The organism is Fortiea contorta PCC 7126 (assembly GCF_000332295.1).
GTDB classification, from domain to species: Bacteria; Cyanobacteriota; Cyanobacteriia; order Cyanobacteriales; family Nostocaceae; genus Fortiea; species Fortiea contorta.
In genome coordinates this window covers 1331746-1347780 of sequence record NZ_KB235930.1, presented here as the reverse complement: position 1 = coordinate 1347780, position 16035 = coordinate 1331746, and the positions used below count along the sequence as shown (strand labels likewise).

Sequence of the window (16035 nt, the reverse complement as noted above, 5' to 3'; positions counted from 1 at the left end):
TCTGTACTTTCCTATACTCCTAATCAATGCTTTATAGTTATCTGTTTATAATGATACATAATTTCCGATATTTTTAGCTAGTAGTTGTTGATTAATACTTAATACAAAGCCAAAATTACCCCACCAGTGAATATCTTCAAAATCGCCACAAAGCCACAAATAAAAGCTTTTTGAATTTTGGAAAAAATTGCTATGAAGGTTAGCAAGGTCAACAGCAATTTTTCCTGATGAATTTTCAATTCAGTGTACTGACGCTAGCTGTATGGAAAATATTTTTGGAAGAAAAAATTAAGAGTTCTTGATAAAAACGTCAGTAATCACTACTAATTTAGTGGCAGTAAACACTCTTAACAATCATCATTTTTGCAAATCCCATGCAAAACAAAGAAAAACCAGCCTCAGATTCTAGTATGCTCCTAATCATTGATCACATTCACAATAGTTATGCTCGATCTCACAGGAAAAAATGCCCTCGTCACAGGAATTGCTAATAACCGTTCCATCGCCTGGGGTATAGCCCAACAACTGCACAAAGCTGGTGCCAACCTCGGCATTACTTATCTGCCAGATGAGCGAGGCAAGATGGAGAAAAAAGTTGCAGAATTAGTTGAACCTCTCAACCCCAGCCTGTTTCTTCCCTGTAATGTCCAAAACGAAGCACAAGTTAACTCCGCTTTTGAGACAATCCAAGATAAATGGGGAAGGCTAGACATCCTGGTTCATTGTCTGGCTTTTGCCAACAAAGAAGATTTAACCGGAGATTTTAGCCAAACCTCACGCGCCGGCTTTAGCACTGCTTTAGAGATTAGTACTTTTTCTTTAGCGCAATTAAGCGGAGCGGCTAAACCGCTGATGACAGCAGGTGGTAGTATCCTCACCTTGACCTATTTAGGCGGCGTCAGAGCAATTCCTAACTATAACGTTATGGGAGTTGCTAAAGCAGGTTTAGAAGCCAGTGTCCGCTATTTAGCCGCCGAACTAGGGCCGCAAAACATCCGCGTCAACGCCATTTCTGCCGGGCCAATACGCACTTTAGCCTCCAGCGCCGTCGGCGGAATCTTAGACATGATTCACCATGTAGAGCAAGTTGCACCCCTGCGACGCACAGTCACTCAGCTAGAAGTCGGGAACACAGCAGCTTTCTTATGCAGTGATTTGTCCAGCGGAATTACAGGGCAAGTCATTTACGTAGACGCAGGATATGAAATCATGGGAATGTAATAGGATTTGGGCATGGGCAATAATGCTCCATGCCCTATATGAATATGCAAATCAGCAAACCTCTAGTCGATTACTCACCAATCAACGCAACTCCTAGCCCGCGCATTGCTTCTGTTCATCGCACCACAGGTGAAACAGATGTCAAAGTCACGATTAATCTCGATGGGACAGGAATCTGTCAAGCAGCCACCGGGATTCCCTTTTTGGATCACATGTTGCACCAAATCGCTTCCCACGGGCTGATTGATTTGGATGTTCAAGCCCAAGGAGATTGGGAAATCGACGACCACCACACAAATGAAGATGTGGGTATCACCTTAGGACAAGCTTTTAGTCAAGCTTTAGGGGACAGAAAAGGAATTGTCCGCTTTGGCAATTTTCTCGCGCCATTGGATGAAGCTTTAATTCAGGTAGCGCTGGATTTTTCGGGACGCCCCCACATCAGTTATGGGTTGCAAATCCCCACTCAGCGAGTAGGAACTTATGACACTCAACTAGTACGTGAATTCTTTGTGGCAGTAGTTAACCATAGCCAAATGACACTACACATTCGCCAGCTGGATGGGGTGAATTCCCATCACATCATTGAAGCAACATTTAAAGCCTTTGCTAGAGCAACCAGAATGGCAGTGGAAATTGACCCTCGTCGTGCTGGGACGATTCCCAGTTCTAAAGGTGTATTGTAGTCTAGTCAAAATTACACAACAGGAGTGAAAAATACAGTACTCATTAATCACTCACTTGGCAAGAATTGACAAACATGGTGATGGCGGTTATTGTCATCTCACCGGGCAATCTGTTGATTAATGCTAAGTTACAGTTGTAACCGTCACTTTCATAATTGGTAATTAGTAATTGAACTGAGATGAAGTCTGTTACAGACGCCCCTGATTCTCCTTTGAATATCACGGACACTCCACCAGTAGTCCTCACCTCTGAGTTGCAAAAAGTCTACCGTACCGGCTTTTGGCTCAATCAAAAAGTATTATCGCTCAAAAGCTGTTCTCTATCAGTTTACCAAGGAGAAACCTTTGGCTTATTGGGGCCAAATGGCGCTGGTAAAACTACCTTGTTAAAGTTATTACTAGGGATTATTCGTCCTACTGCTGGGAGGGGCTTATTGTTGGGTAGACCACTAGGCGATCGCAGTGTCAAACAAAGCATCGGCTATCTCAGCGAAAATCCCTACTTTTATGACTATCTCACCGGGTGGGAATTTCTCCAGTTAGCCGCAGGGTTATTTCAAATTCCCCAACATATCCAACGACGGCGGATTCCCCAATTACTAGAGTTAGTGGGTTTGTCTCAAGCTGATGCACGCAAAAAGCAGATGCGTCGCTACTCTAAAGGCATGTTACAGCGTGTCGGCATGGCACAGGCGCTGATTAATGATCCAGATTTAGTATTTTTAGACGAACCCATGTCTGGTCTAGATCCTGTGGGACGCTACCATATGCGAGAGATTATTCTGGGGCTGAAAGCTGTCGGGAAGACGATTTTCTTTAATAGCCATATTCTCAGTGAAGTTGAGCAGATTTGCGATCGCATTGCAATCCTCGCCCAAGGTGAATTGATTTGCACCGGTTCCCTCAATCAACTCTTGGGCACCTCCAGCACATATTATGTCAAAGGTCAAGGTGGTGATTGGGAAGTTCTCAAAAAATGGTTGCCCGGCTTAGTATTTGAGCCTGATGGTTCTTGGCAAGGCACTCTTCAAGACGATTACTATGATTTTCTCGCCAGTCTCCGTCTCATGGATGGACAAATCATCACGCTGAAACTGTCTCGCACCACCTTAGAAGAGTTTTTTATTCAACAAATCCAAAAACAAAGCGTGCCTAATTCTTTTGAAACATAGCTAACTATCGTTAAAAACCTCCGCGTACCTTAGCGTTCACCTCGGCGACGCCAGTTGCTACCCTGCGGGAAGCCGCCCTCTGGGCGTCTACAACGGGGGGAACCCTCCGAAGTCGCCACAACGGGGGGAACCCCCGCACGGCGCTTCTCTCCGCAACGCACTGGCTCACCTTAGCGTTAAAAAAAATCTATTATTTAGCGCTCACCTCGGCGTACCTTAGCGTTAAAAAAAATTTATTATTTAGCGCCACCTCACAAAAAAAAGTATAAGTAATTAGCCGGACTTGATCTAATTCGTAGAATTCCTGATTTTTTCTGTTGAAGATTATGAGAAAAAATCACACAAATTAAACTGCGGCAAGATTTACAGAAACTTGATGTTGCGTGGGTTCAATCTTTTAATTATCTTCACTAAAAATTCAACATAACTAAGTAATACGGTTCCGGAAAATCAAGTTTTCCTAAGAAAATAAGAATGTCGGGGAACTTGAATATTTAAGTATAGTCAAGATTAGAATGTTTAGACAGTACTTTAGCACTCACAGTCTCAGAGTATCAGTAAATATGCGTAATACAGACTTGCAGAAATCACTCACCCAGTCAGTTGTGGGCGCAGCTTTGTTAACTACTGTAGTAGCTGCGCCGTCTGCCAGCCTAGCTCAGAGACAACCAGTAGTACCTAGAACACAACCATTAATACCTAGAACACAACCGTTAGCACCGAATGTGCAACCTGGGTTTCCTAATATAAGAACAGTAACACCAACTGCACAACAAGCAGCACCTGCTACATCATTAGATCCAAATTATGCCTTGGGCGGTGGCGATCGCATCCGCGTTAATGTGTTTGAAGTTCCAGAATATACAGGAGAATATCAAATTCCTCCCGGTGGAGCAATCAACTTACCATTAATCGGTAGTGTATCAGTTTTGGGACTATCAACAGAACAAGCCGCTGACGAAATAGCAAAAAGATATGCTCGTTTTCTTAAACGTCCTCTGATTTCAGTCAATCTTTTATCACCCCGCCCAATTAACGTTTTTGTTGCAGGGGAAGTAACACGCCCAGGCGCTTACACCCTCAGCCTCAGCGGTGGTGCTGGTGCCGCTCCCGGTGTACAATATCCCACTGTATTAGCAGCACTAACCACAGCTCAAGGTGTCACCCTAGCAGCAGACGTAACTCAAGTCAAATTGCGACGCAAGTTAGGACGTTCTGGAGAGCAAGAAGTCACATTAAATTTGAAAGATCTCTTGCAAACAGGTAGAACAATACAAGACATTACCTTAAGGGATGGAGACACAATTGTTGTCCCCACTGCAACCACCTTTAACATTGCAGAAGCCAGAAATTTATCTGCAGCCAACTTCGCAGCAGACCCCACCAGACCGCGCACCGTCGCTATCATCGGTGAAGTTAACCGTCCCGGCTCTTATCTGCTCACCGCAAGTGCTGGTGGAACTGGAGATGGAGCAGCTGGAGGAACTACAGCTAGCGGATTACCCACCATCACGCGAGCAATTCAACAAGCTGGAGGAATCACTCCCCAAGCTGATATTCGTAGCCTCAAACTGCGCCGACCTACCAGAACTGGTACGGAGCAAGCTATAGATATCAATCTTTGGCAATTATTGCAGAGTGGCGATGTTAACCAAGATATCGTTGTCCAAGATGGAGATACAATCGTCATCCCCACTGCAACGGAAATTAACCCCGCAGAAGCAACTCAATTAGCACTGACTACTTTATCTCCCGCCAAAATTCAAGTTGGTGTGGTCGGGGAAGTTAAACGAGCAGGCGCTGTAGATTTGGTGCCAAATAGTTCTTTGAATCAAGCTATACTTGCGGCTGGTGGATTTAATGATGCTAGAGCTAGCAGCCAAGCTGTAGATTTGATTCGTCTTAATCCCAACGGTTCAGTGACAAAGCGTGTGGTTAAAGTTGATTTCTCTCAAGGAATCAATGAACAAACTAATCCAATACTCCGCAATAATGATGTGGTGGTCGTCGGGCGAAATGGACTCACCCAAACTTCTGACACTGTAGGCATTGTTTCTGGCCCTCTGGGTACTATCTTGGGTATTCTTAGACTGTTCATTGGATTCTAAAATTAGCTATCAACTGGGGGCAATATTTAATTACTAATTCGTAGTTTTAGCAGAATCGGCAAATTTATATATCAGGCGATAACTAAATTTAAATTCATCTGTAATTACGGATTAATTTCACTCATTCTGTCCCCAAACTAGTACAAGAAGGCTGAAGTATGAAGTATCAAGTATGAAACCAATAAACTTGTATATTCAGCCTTTCATAGATTTATAACGGTTGCTTGATTTCCGCCGTGGTGTACTAGTGTAATAATTAGGTTTTAAATAAAAAAATGGGTGCATTACCTACAATTAACATGAGTCAAGCGCGTCACCCCCATTGCCAACCCAAGACACAAAAGGTGATTTCCAATCGAAAACGGTATAAATTATCCTGTTTTCAAGGAATAGTTTGCAGTTTGACGCTGGCTGCAGGTTGGAGTGTGGCAATGCCTTGTAGTTTAGCAGCAGAAAAGGTGACAATTCGCTTAGGGCCGTTTCAACAATCACTAGCGATCGCTGATTTAGATCGATTTGCCAAAACCGGAAAACTACCACCGAATCTGCAGATCTTTAATTCTATCTTGACGCCGCAAATCCGGGAATTACTTAACCGCAAGTTACAGGTAGATCCAGCCTTTGCAGATAAATTTGTGGCTGAGTTAGTGCGCTCTCCCGCTGGTAAACAATTATTTACATCCTTGGGTGTGGCGATACCAGGAAGCACAACGGAAAGTCTACAAGCAGCCCTGAATTTAGCTCTGCGTCAAGTCAACGGTTTAACTGTAGTCAATTTCCTGCAAGCTTATCCAGAAGAAACTGTGACTGTTGATGCTACTAAAGCGCTTCAAATTGCTGTAGAGTTCAACGCCAATCAGTTACAAAGTCAAGCTTTGGGTGTTTTATTAGAGCGGCAATTATTAGTTAATAATACACCCTTTGTGCCCAGTTTCGATCCAGCAGCGATCGCTAAACAAACCGTTCAACAACAAACCCTCACTCTCCAAGATAGACAACGCAACCGCATCATTCCTGTAGATATTTATTGGAGTCAAGTTGACCCCCAAGCACCGCTAGTAGTTATCTCTCACGGTTTTGGTGCTAACCGCAAATTTTTTGCTTATTTGGCGCGTCATTTAGCTTCCCACGGAATTACAGTGGCCGCAATTGAACATCCTGGGAGTAACGCTATCGCTGTTTCTCAAGCTTCAGAAAAAGTGAACTTGGCGCAATTACTACCAGCCACAGAATTTATTGAACGTCCCAAAGACGTCAGTTTTTTATTGAATGAATTAGGAAAACTCAATAGTCAATCAGGACAGTTTTTAGGAAAATTTAACACCGAAAAAGTGTCAGTTATCGGTCATTCTTTAGGGGGATATACTGCTTTAGCTTTGGCTGGTGGAGAATTAAATTTAGCAGAATTAAGGAAATTCTGTCAAACACAACTATCTTTAGGAGAATCTCCGGGTGACTGGTTACAGTGTGCGGCGACTTCCTTAAAAGCACAGAAATTACAACTCAAAGATGAACGAGTTAAAAGTGCGATCGCTTTTAATCCCCTCGTTGGTAAACTCTTCGGTAGCAAAGGTTTGAGTCAAATTAATCAGCCAGTATTAATGTTAACTGGTACAGAAGATGTCCTCACTCCCACTTTAAAACATCAAATCGCCCCCTTTGCTCAACTACGCGGTACTAAATATTTAGTAACTGCTATTGGTGCTACCCATTTGAGTATCATTGATCCAGCATATGCAGTTAGCACAGCGACAACAATTGTCAAAGAAAAAAGAGGCGAAGAAACTAATTCTTTGCGCCAGCTAATTCGTGGCGTCACCTTAGCTTTTCTCAAACAACAAACACCAGAAGCTAACACTTATCAGCAATTTCTAACGCCAGCATACGCTCAATCTCTTTCTACCCCGCAATTACCTCTACGTCTCAACTCTGACTTACCAGGAAGCATCAAACCCTGGCTGAGTTTTGTATCAATGAAAAAATAGGAAATGGAGCATTGTTTCCTCAATTCTCCATTTTTTATTCCCTCATCTTCGATATCAGCAACTCAACCAGCTTATACAGAATATTTTTAAATATTATTCTTGCATTCCTGCATAGAGCAGCCTGACAAACAAACGCACACCATCATCATTTTTGAGAGTTGCATAGGATGGCGCTTCACTGTTACCAATGGCGCGCAAATCTGGGAGCAATTCTGGATGGAATTGACAAGTAAAAGAGCGGCGAATTTTCTTGGTTTCAAAATCTTTGTAGTTAATACATGTAGCCGAACATTCTGTAACTATTTCGCCGTTTATTTCTGCTGTTGAACAAAGTATTTCTACAGCATCGGGTAATTGTATTAACCATGATAAATCACTACCAGCGATAATATGCCGATGGGGAACAATGGTGTCATGTATCATTCGGTAAGCCCAATTAGCAAACAGCACGGCTTCCTCATTGACTTCATCTGAGTGGAACATGGAAATTGATACTTCGTCTTCGTATTGAATAGTTGTGTCAATGACACCTTCATGAGTGTCCGCCGTGACATCATGAGCATGGATAATTTCCCAAGGAATACCACTAGCTTCCGCATCGGGAGACTCATAAAGTAATAAAATGCGATCGCCCACTTCCTTCGATTCGTTGCGTGTGACTGCAAAATGGTCATCATTCCAGCCAGTAGCAACAGTGCGTCCATCACGCTTTTTGATTTCCAGCGTCTTACCCATAGCTTCGATGCGAGCAGCTACCTCTTGTAGTGATCTGAGCGCTCTACCGTCTTTATCGCGTTCTAGAGACGTCAATGAAAGGATTTGTTGAACTGCTTGGCGGATCAGTCGGATATGACATTCAGCTGCTAGCTGATGTCCCACACAAATAAATATCACAGGCGCGCTACTAGGTGATCGCGAAATTAATAATCTTTCCACAAGCGCGAACATATCATCTCGTGGACACTTTGGACAAGTCCAAGTAGACGCATCGTACACTGATGGGTCGCCACCTTCTACTACCACTGCATAACCTGAAGTAATAGCGGGTACAACTTCCTCAGGGTCAATAATTCCACTAGACCAAACAGGCCACAGTATTGAATCCATGTCGGCGATTTTCTGAGCAATGTAAGCAACGTTTTTAGAAGCTCTCACATCTTCGCCGTTTTGGTTAACTCCTACATGTTCCCACGGTTCGATGATGGTTATGGCTCTGCGAAATAAAGCAGGATGTTTCAGTAAAAACTGCAAGTCTTCCTTATTATTAATTACCTTTTCTAAAGGCTTTGCATGTCCCCACTCAAAAATGCCATCTTCAGCAAATAATTCTTTATCTATTAGCGGATCTTCAGAGGTTCTATCTTTTAAAAAATGACCTAACAAAATATGTGCAGATTCAAAATCTGATTTACCTTCATGCAAGTAGCCAGGAGTTAGTCGCCAGTCCTGTATCGTGGTTTGATTGGTGCTTTTGTAAGTAGATTCTGTCATATGGTGCTTATCTCCTGGTTGTTTTTTGATTGAAAGCGACAGTAAACCCAATTCCCTTGGGTAGTTGGGGAGGAATAGTCGCTGCGGGCATTGTAGCGGTACATCTTCCCGATGACACTACTTACTATAAATATCTTTTTTTAATTTAAAAGAGTATAATAATTATTATGTTTTTGTATTGGATGCTTAACTTTAAATAAAAATATCAAACAACAAAATATTAATGCAATTTATAGCAGTTACAAATTACATGAAATACACAATAGCTAGTACAACAAGTCTGAGGTCTGAAGTATGAAATGAACAAGCCTGTGCACGAAGCTTCTTCATTTCATACTTTATACTTTATACTTTAGCCTTGTTGTACTAGTCTCTAGCCCCTATTCCCTAGCCTCTCCATCATAAAACGAGAAACACTATAAATATTTAGCTTGTAGTTAACACTGGAACGGTGAAGTGAAATTGGCTACCCTGATTTTTCCCTGGGGACTCAGCCCAGATTTGTCCTCCCAGCTTATCAATTATGCAGCGACAAATTGCTAAACCAAGTCCAGCACCGCCTACTGTGCGTTGGAGGAATCCTTCTTCTTGATAAAAGCGCTGGAAGATAGTTTCTAAACGATTGGGTTCAATACCTCTACCTGTATCTGCGATGGTGACTTTTAACAGAGAATTTTTTTGAGAATTCTCCCCACTCTTTTGATTCTCTACCTCGACTGAATTCAGCATCTGAGCACTGATGGTAATTTGTCCAGTGTTGTTGGTGAATTTGCAAGCGTTATCAAGTAGCTTGGTTAAAACTTCGATTAATCCTTCGCCATCTACCTGAATTAAGGGTAACTGTTGGGGTAATTCTACGACAATTTTCGGTAATGACTGGCGTGATTCTAAACCGCTGAGGGCTAAATCTATGTATTCTTGGAGGGAGATTAGCTCTAATTGCCAGCGCATTGACCCACCCTCTAGGCGAGATAAAGTGATAAAATCTTGGATGAGTTTACGCAGACGTTCGGCGTCATCTAAAGCAGTTTGCAACATCATCTGCTGTAAATCTAAGGGCATTTCTGGTTCGGTCACTAAACTTTCTAAGCAAACACGGATAGTAGATAATGGTGTCCGCAGTTCATGACCGACGATCGCTATTAAGTTATTTTGAGTCCGCTCTAAGTCTAAAAGTTGGCGATTAAAAGTTGCTAAATTAGTGTAAGCTTGTGCTTGCATCAAAGCTACAGCCAACTGTGTAGCGATCGCTTCTACAAATGCTACATCATCTTCTGTCCACAAATACGTTTCTGGGTGGTGCAGTTCCAGCATTCCCAACCAGTTACCTTGATAGCGGATGGGTATCAGCAAGCAAGCGCGGATTTGCCAATGTAACAGTTTTGCTTGTAAATCTGGAGCAGATTGCAAGCCTAAATCTTTGGTAATATCAGCAACAGCGATCGCTGCTAATTGATTGTCTCCATTTGACATCAAGGCATTTTGGAATAAGGGATGATTTGCTAATGACCAAATTTCTCCCTGTAAAGCAGTTAATCCCACCGCCAGCGACTCATAGACAATCGGCTGCATCTGGCTAGCTGGTTGATAGCGATAAACTAGACAGCGACAATTACTAAAGACTTCGCCTAATTGGGCGATCGCTACAGCTAAAATTTCCTCTGAGTTCAACGAGCGACGAATACTAGAAGCGATGGTATTAATTAACCGTTGTTGTTGCTCCTTACTGCTAATAGTACGATAAGCTTTCAACAGCCGATATTGACTTGCTTGCAAATAGGTAATTAAACGGCTAACAAATAATTTTGGATCAATATTTAATACCCAACTACTTGATACTTGCGGTTCCTGCAACAAATTGTAGCGTCGCCGCGCCCGCTTGACTTTTGCAGCTAGTTCTGGCTTGTAAACCAAAATCCGCTCTAACAACAATCGCGCCGCGTAAACACTCACCACAGGATCAAAAGTCCAAATCCCCTCAAACTGTCTGGCTTGCTCAAGGGAAGCTGAATCAATGGGTGATGCGTGTTCTCGACAAATTAAGCAAGCAGAGTAATGCTGACCGATAATAACTAAATGCCACTCCTGAGCTAACTCATCATCAGCAGCAAAAGGGATGGTTGCATAAGCAGAGGTCGCAGTCCCAAAATCAGTTTCTGGTGCAGCTAATACATATAATTGATCTGTGTGCAACGCGATTTTCTCATACCGAGCGGTTTCCTGGCGATAAAAGCGCTCTTGTTGAAAATTAGCAATTACCAAAGGTCGGTCTTTCCCCGCCAAGACTAAATCTTCCATCCCATGGGAAAGAGCCGTCAAAGAAGACTTAAAGTAAATTTGTGTTTGTAAATTAGGTATAACTCCGCGCAAATCTTGCAACAGAGAATTGGAGACACTCATCGCTAGTTGCTGAGAAAAATTAGATTTTTTACACACAGATAGCCAAAAATAACAGTTAAACCGCTTTCATCAAACTTCGTTCGGGTAAGGTGACTCTGTGAAGAATGCAAGCATCTAAATCGACTTCAGTTAAATCTACTTGTGTGAAGTCAGCGCCACTGAAGTCAGTTTTGCATAAAATAGCTCTAGTGAAATGAGCACGATGCAAGTTCGTTTGACTGAAGTTAGCACCAGTCAAATTAGTACCGCTTAAATTGGCTCCCGTGAGAATTGCACCGCTGAGGTTGGCGTAACGCAAATCTGCTCCCGTCAAGTTTGCACCACTCAAATCGGCATCACTTAAATCTGCTAGGCGCAAGTCTGCTTTCATCAGCAACGCTGAATGCAAGTTTACCTGACAAAGAGTGGCTCGAATCATGTTCGCAGCCTTCAAATTGGCCCAGGTCAGATTTGCTCTTGTCAAATCAGTTCTCCACAGCAGTGCTGCGGTTAAATTAGCCTCATTGAGATTTGCTCCACACAGATGAGCATGTGATAGTGTCGCATTTGCCAGATTAGCTCTAGCCAAATTGATCTCGGCTAAATACATTTCGCTCAAGTTGATAAAATTGAGGTCAGCTTGAGCAAAGTTTTTCTCTCCTGCACAGTATTGTTGCAACAGTTGATCTGCATCCATACAGCCTGCCTTTCATCACAAAAAATGTCACGAACTCAGCTATTAATCAGCACTCAGAGCCTATTAATAAAGTAGGGTGTGTTACCGCGTAGAGTAACGCACCATGATCAAGCGGTGCGTTACGGCAATTCATACTGTCGTTCATACACAAATCCTGACGTTGCCGTAACACACCCTACCGAGATTCTGACTACAAACTCATCGAAATATCTATTTACGCACTAAGTTAAGTAGTTCTTTGGGAGAAGCGAGTAAGTCAATCGCCACAAAGAAAATTTTGCCTTGGGGATCTAAGAGGAAGCGCCATGCAATGTTCATCCCGACGCTGGCACCAAACCAGGGAGTTTGCACTTTACCCGTGACTTTCACTTGGGTATAGCCGTCTTCTACTGGCTCAGATACACCACGCTCTGGCAACATTTTTAGTCCTTGGCATTCTTCACGCATATATGCCAAAATTGCCTGCTGACCAACAATTGGTCTTTCAAATGGGGGCTGCAATGCACCCTCGGCGTTAAACAGTGCTACTGCTGCATCGAAGTCAAAAGCGTTCATGTTGTTGATGTAACCTAATACAGCTACATCTGATACGCCTTCAATGGTGACGTTAGTCCGGAATGCTGGTGCGGTGGGAGGAGCTACAGGTACTGTAACTTTTTTGTAACTGCCTGGGGCATTGGGATCAAATCCCATGCTAACAACTGTGTTGCGTAAGATGGTGATTTGTTGACCTGGGTCAGCGTTTCTAATTGCTTGCAGTACTTTATTTGCTTCTGGAGACAGCTGATAACCTTTGGGAATGGGGGCGACGATTCCCTGTGCCATCCATTCTCCTAGTTGATACCAAAAGCCTAGTTTGATGTTGACGGTGAAGGATGCATAGGAGCGACAAAGGGGAGTGTCCGCACGGTTAGCCAAATCGCACATCACTTGTGTCTGTGCTTCAAAAGGCATTTGCTTAATTTGTTCGAGTAAGCCTTGGGCCAAGACCATGTTTGCTGCACCAGGAGCCGCAACGGTGATGGATTTACCCATTTCTGTATAGGCAAACCAAAGCAGTGCTAGTTGGTCTTCGGCGCTGAGTTGAGCAAATGACTCGGTGGTAGCTGGAACGATGTCAGCAATTAGAGTACTGGGGAAAATACTTTGAGCAGATTTGAGGGTAATAGACATGTTAAGAATCCTAATTGAATGTGCAAAAAACGTCAGATAAATATGAGATATGAGACAACACAAAATGTTTTGTTAACTTTGCCTGTTGTCGGCAATGTGAACAAACAATTTTCAAGTTTTTGGTGCTACTAAATCAGGACTCTTGCAGAGCCAGCATTTGGTGGGGTTATACCTGATGCGATCGCCCTCAAGAACAAGCAACATCTCCTACGGTCATCAGTGACTTTTGGCTTTAATGTTGCTTGTGTGTCTTTATGTAAAGAAATATAACGGAATCGTTACAATTTAGCAACAATCTCTCAGCTATTAATTCATCAGTTTTATTTATCTTAAAAATAAGTTTTACTGAATACTGCTGCCGATGTAGGTAAAGTAAATGACGAAAGGAATACCGCTTGCCAGTATTTCATCTAGGTGCTTTAATAGCGATCGCCCAAAGTCAAACTCTCAAAGTCAAAATATCCTGTCTACACAAGACATATCAGATCAGCAGTTAGTGTTCGTAAAATTACAAACTCAAAACATTAGACTTAAAAGTAGGACAAGGTAGTACCATGTCCTTTAAACTAAAACATCTACAAAAGCTAGATAGGAGCAGATATGGAGCCAATTATTGCTATCGTCTTAGCCCTCATCGGTTATGCCTTAGGATCTGCCAAATTAATTAATCAAGGTAACGAAGCCTTAGTCGAACGATTAGGTCGGTATCATCGCAAACTTAAACCCGGACTCAATTTCATCGTCCCCCTAGTTGACCAAATTGTCATGGAGGACACAACGAGAGAACAGGTTTTAGACATCAAGCCTCAAAATGTGATTACCAAAGACGGTATCTATCTAGAAGTGGACGCGATTCTTTACTGGCGTATCAGAGATATCGAAAAAAGCTTTTATGCAATTGATGACCTCCAAGGAGGACTATCACAGCTAGCCACAACTACACTGCGCGAAATTATCGCTCAGAACACCTTGGAAGAAACGAACATCTCCAGGTCTGACATGGATAGAGCCATATTAGATCTACTCAATCCCGTTACTGGGGAGTGGGGAGTTGAGATTCTGCGGCTAGATATTCAAAGCATTAACCCGCCCGAAAGCGTGCGGCGTTCCATGGAAGAAGAAAGAGCCGCAGAAATCAAAAAACGCGCCCTCATTTCCGAAGCGGAAGGGGAAAGACAAGCCGCAATTAAAAAAGCTGAAGGGACTAAAACCTCAATGCAAATCATTGGTGAGGCTTTAAGATCTCATCCCGAAAGCCGCGAAATTCTCAGGTATCTTGTAGCTCAAGATTATGTGGAAGCCAGCCAAAAACTGGGCGAGAGCAATAACGCCAAAATAGTTTTCGTAGACCCAGCCAACTCAACAGAAATGTTTCAGGAATTAATTGCTGAGTCTGTCACCCACGAAAGTAACAATAAAAACACTGGTAACAGTGTGACTTAATTAGTCCTGTGCTGGCTGACGGAATAATGCATCGGCAACCAGCGATACATCATGCATTTCTTTGACATCGTGAACACGGAGAATGTCTGCACCATGAAAAATAGCAGCGGAGCACGCTGCTGCTGTTCCCCAGACTCTAGCTTTCGGCTCTGGTTGATTTAAAATGCGACCAATAAAACTTTTTCTGGATGCTCCTACTAAAATAGGGCGGTTGAGCTTTGACAATGACCGTAATTGACGAAAAATCTCGATATTTTGCTCATAGTTTTTCGCAAAGCCAATACCAGGATCAATAATAATTTTATTCTCGTCAACGCCAACAGCCGTTGCTGCAGCAATTTGCTGACTTAAGAAACGGCTAATCTCCTCCATCAAATCCTGATAATCTGTTTGTTGTTGCATTGTCTGCGGGTTTCCCCGGATGTGCATTAAAACAATAGGCACATTTAAACTGGCCGCTGTCGGTAACATTTCCTCGTCGAAGGTGCCACCAGAGATATCATTAATCAAATCCGCGCCGGCATCTACAGCCTCTCTAGCTACATCTGCCCTAGTTGTATCTACGGAAATTGGTAAAGAAATCGCCGGGCGTAACACCTCTAAAACAGACAAAACTCGTTCTCGTTCTGTTGCCAGACTAACCTGCACTGCTCCTGGTCGAGTTGACTGACCACCGATATCAATGATGTCAGCACCGGCTGCTACCATTGCTTGAGCTTGCGCTAAAGCTGCAGAAACGTTGTTAAATTCGCCACCATCACTAAAGCTATCAGGCGTCACATTCAAAACGCCCATCAAATAGGTTCGCTGTCCCCAAGAGAAACAGCGATCGCGTATAATCAAGCTACCTAACATAAATTCACATAAAGCAGAGCACTACCTGAGTAATTCCCATGCAGCGCATGGGAACGAGAATTGAAAAAAGGCGCTAGTTATAGTTGACAATGCGAGCAAAACTCTCAGGTTCCAGACTTGCTCCCCCCACCAAAGCACCATCGATTTCTGGTTGAGCCATAATCTCATCAATATTATTCGGCTTAACTGAGCCACCATATTGAATAGAAACATTAGGGTTACTCAACTGGCTACGAATTAAGCCAATGACTCGATTGGCTTCAGTTGCTTCGCAAGTGTCACCTGTACCAATCGCCCAAATCGGCTCATAAGCAATCACCAAATTATCTTGGTCAACATTTACCAATCCTTGGTTGAGCTGACTGATAATTAGTGATTCAGTTTCTCCCTCATCTCGTTGTTGTTTTGTTTCACCCACACAGAGAATTGGCGTCAAACCGTGTTTTTGGGCAGCTTTGAGGCGCAAATTGACACTCAAGTTTGTTTCCCCAAAATATTGTCGTCGTTCGCTGTGACCGACGATGACATAACGCACACCAATTTCTGTCAGCATTGGGCTAGAAATTTCACCAGTGTAGGCGCCATTTTCTTCCCAGTGGACATTTTGTGCTCCTAGTTGTACACGGCTACCATGTAAACTTTTTGACAAAATATTTAAATTGGTGAAGGGAGGACACAATAAAATTTCCCGCTCTTGGGGAGTTTCCTCCAAGTAAGGCAGAAATCCCTGTAAGAATTCCTGGGACTCTGCTTGAGTTTTGAACATTTTCCAGTTACCAGCAATAACTATTTTTCGCACAGGTGATTTAATCAATATCCTAAAGC

Annotated in this window: 12 protein-coding genes; 6 read left to right on the top strand and 6 right to left on the bottom strand. The window is 42.9% G+C overall.

All coding sequences use genetic code 11. From position 1 onward, the window contains the following. Window positions 1-444: 444 nt before the first annotated feature. The 5 genes from fabI to MIC7126_RS0106485 all read left to right on the top strand — a co-directional run bounded on the left by fabI (window position 445) and on the right by MIC7126_RS0106485 (window position 7172). Window positions 445-1221: an enoyl-ACP reductase FabI gene (gene fabI / locus MIC7126_RS0106505; protein WP_017652324.1), complete on the top strand. Its 777-nt coding sequence runs from the start codon at window positions 445-447 to the stop codon at window positions 1219-1221. A 44-nt stretch (window positions 1222-1265) separates the two neighbouring features. Further along, window positions 1266-1907 (top strand): imidazoleglycerol-phosphate dehydratase HisB, encoded by a 642-nt coding sequence (hisB, locus tag MIC7126_RS0106500; protein ID WP_026100076.1) that lies wholly within the window; start codon window positions 1266-1268, stop codon window positions 1905-1907. Window positions 1908-2086: 179 nt separating this feature from the next. Further along, window positions 2087-3079 carry an ABC transporter ATP-binding protein gene (locus MIC7126_RS0106495; RefSeq protein ID WP_017652322.1) on the top strand — a complete coding sequence of 331 codons (993 nt, stop codon included), beginning with the start codon at window positions 2087-2089 and terminating at the stop codon, window positions 3077-3079. A gap of 563 nt (window positions 3080-3642) precedes the next feature. Continuing rightward, window positions 3643-5187: a polysaccharide biosynthesis/export family protein gene (locus tag MIC7126_RS0106490; RefSeq protein ID WP_017652321.1), complete on the top strand. Its 1545-nt coding sequence runs from the start codon at window positions 3643-3645 to the stop codon at window positions 5185-5187. A 275-nt stretch (window positions 5188-5462) separates the two neighbouring features. Beyond that, window positions 5463-7172 (top strand): alpha/beta hydrolase, encoded by a 1710-nt coding sequence (locus MIC7126_RS0106485; RefSeq protein WP_017652320.1) that lies wholly within the window; start codon window positions 5463-5465, stop codon window positions 7170-7172. Window positions 7173-7265: 93 nt separating this feature from the next. On the opposite strand, the gene MIC7126_RS0106480 is transcribed toward MIC7126_RS0106485, so the two are convergent. The 4 genes from MIC7126_RS0106480 to MIC7126_RS0106465 all read right to left on the bottom strand — a co-directional run bounded on the left by MIC7126_RS0106480 (window position 7266) and on the right by MIC7126_RS0106465 (window position 12912). Continuing rightward, window positions 7266-8663, bottom strand: a complete 1398-nt coding sequence (locus MIC7126_RS0106480; protein WP_017652319.1) for a hypothetical protein — start codon at window positions 8661-8663, stop codon at window positions 7266-7268. Between the two features lie 426 nt (window positions 8664-9089). Then, a complete protein-coding gene (locus MIC7126_RS0106475) occupies window positions 9090-11063 on the bottom strand; it encodes a DICT sensory domain-containing protein (protein ID WP_017652318.1) in 1974 nt (657 codons plus the stop codon). Between the two features lie 55 nt (window positions 11064-11118). Beyond that, window positions 11119-11739 (bottom strand): pentapeptide repeat-containing protein, encoded by a 621-nt coding sequence (locus MIC7126_RS0106470; RefSeq protein ID WP_017652317.1) that lies wholly within the window; start codon window positions 11737-11739, stop codon window positions 11119-11121. A 210-nt stretch (window positions 11740-11949) separates the two neighbouring features. Further along, on the bottom strand, window positions 11950-12912 hold the full coding sequence (locus tag MIC7126_RS0106465; RefSeq protein WP_017652316.1) for an orange carotenoid protein N-terminal domain-containing protein: 963 nt from the start codon (window positions 12910-12912) through the stop codon (window positions 11950-11952). 600 nt (window positions 12913-13512) lie between these two features. On the opposite strand from MIC7126_RS0106465, the gene MIC7126_RS0106460 reads away from it, so the two are divergent. Further along, window positions 13513-14355, top strand: a complete 843-nt coding sequence (locus MIC7126_RS0106460; RefSeq protein WP_017652315.1) for an SPFH domain-containing protein — start codon at window positions 13513-13515, stop codon at window positions 14353-14355. Here the strand turns inward: MIC7126_RS0106460 and folP are convergent, their stop codons facing one another. Beyond that, window positions 14356-15210, bottom strand: a complete 855-nt coding sequence (gene folP, locus MIC7126_RS0106455; RefSeq protein ID WP_017652314.1) for a dihydropteroate synthase — start codon at window positions 15208-15210, stop codon at window positions 14356-14358. A gap of 73 nt (window positions 15211-15283) precedes the next feature. Further along, window positions 15284-16009: a triose-phosphate isomerase gene (tpiA, locus tag MIC7126_RS0106450; protein WP_069108569.1), complete on the bottom strand. Its 726-nt coding sequence runs from the start codon at window positions 16007-16009 to the stop codon at window positions 15284-15286. Between the last annotated feature and the right edge of the window lie 26 nt (window positions 16010-16035).

Excerpts from the sequence above, each read along its gene's own strand:
- folP (WP_017652314.1), bottom strand. The coding sequence starts at position 15,210 with ATGTTAGGTAGCTTGATTATACGCGATCGCTGTTTCTCTTGGGGACAG.
- MIC7126_RS0106480 (WP_017652319.1), bottom strand. The coding sequence starts at position 8,663 with ATGACAGAATCTACTTACAAAAGCACCAATCAAACCACGATACAGGAC.
- hisB (WP_026100076.1), top strand. The coding sequence starts at position 1,266 with ATGCAAATCAGCAAACCTCTAGTCGATTACTCACCAATCAACGCAACT.
- MIC7126_RS0106465 (WP_017652316.1), bottom strand. The coding sequence starts at position 12,912 with ATGTCTATTACCCTCAAATCTGCTCAAAGTATTTTCCCCAGTACTCTA.
- MIC7126_RS0106475 (WP_017652318.1), bottom strand. The coding sequence starts at position 11,063 with ATGAGTGTCTCCAATTCTCTGTTGCAAGATTTGCGCGGAGTTATACCT.
- MIC7126_RS0106490 (WP_017652321.1), top strand. The coding sequence starts at position 3,643 with ATGCGTAATACAGACTTGCAGAAATCACTCACCCAGTCAGTTGTGGGC.
- MIC7126_RS0106460 (WP_017652315.1), top strand. The coding sequence starts at position 13,513 with ATGGAGCCAATTATTGCTATCGTCTTAGCCCTCATCGGTTATGCCTTA.
- MIC7126_RS0106495 (WP_017652322.1), top strand. The coding sequence starts at position 2,087 with ATGAAGTCTGTTACAGACGCCCCTGATTCTCCTTTGAATATCACGGAC.
- fabI (WP_017652324.1), top strand. The coding sequence starts at position 445 with ATGCTCGATCTCACAGGAAAAAATGCCCTCGTCACAGGAATTGCTAAT.
- MIC7126_RS0106485 (WP_017652320.1), top strand. The coding sequence starts at position 5,463 with ATGGGTGCATTACCTACAATTAACATGAGTCAAGCGCGTCACCCCCAT.
- MIC7126_RS0106470 (WP_017652317.1), bottom strand. The coding sequence starts at position 11,739 with ATGGATGCAGATCAACTGTTGCAACAATACTGTGCAGGAGAGAAAAAC.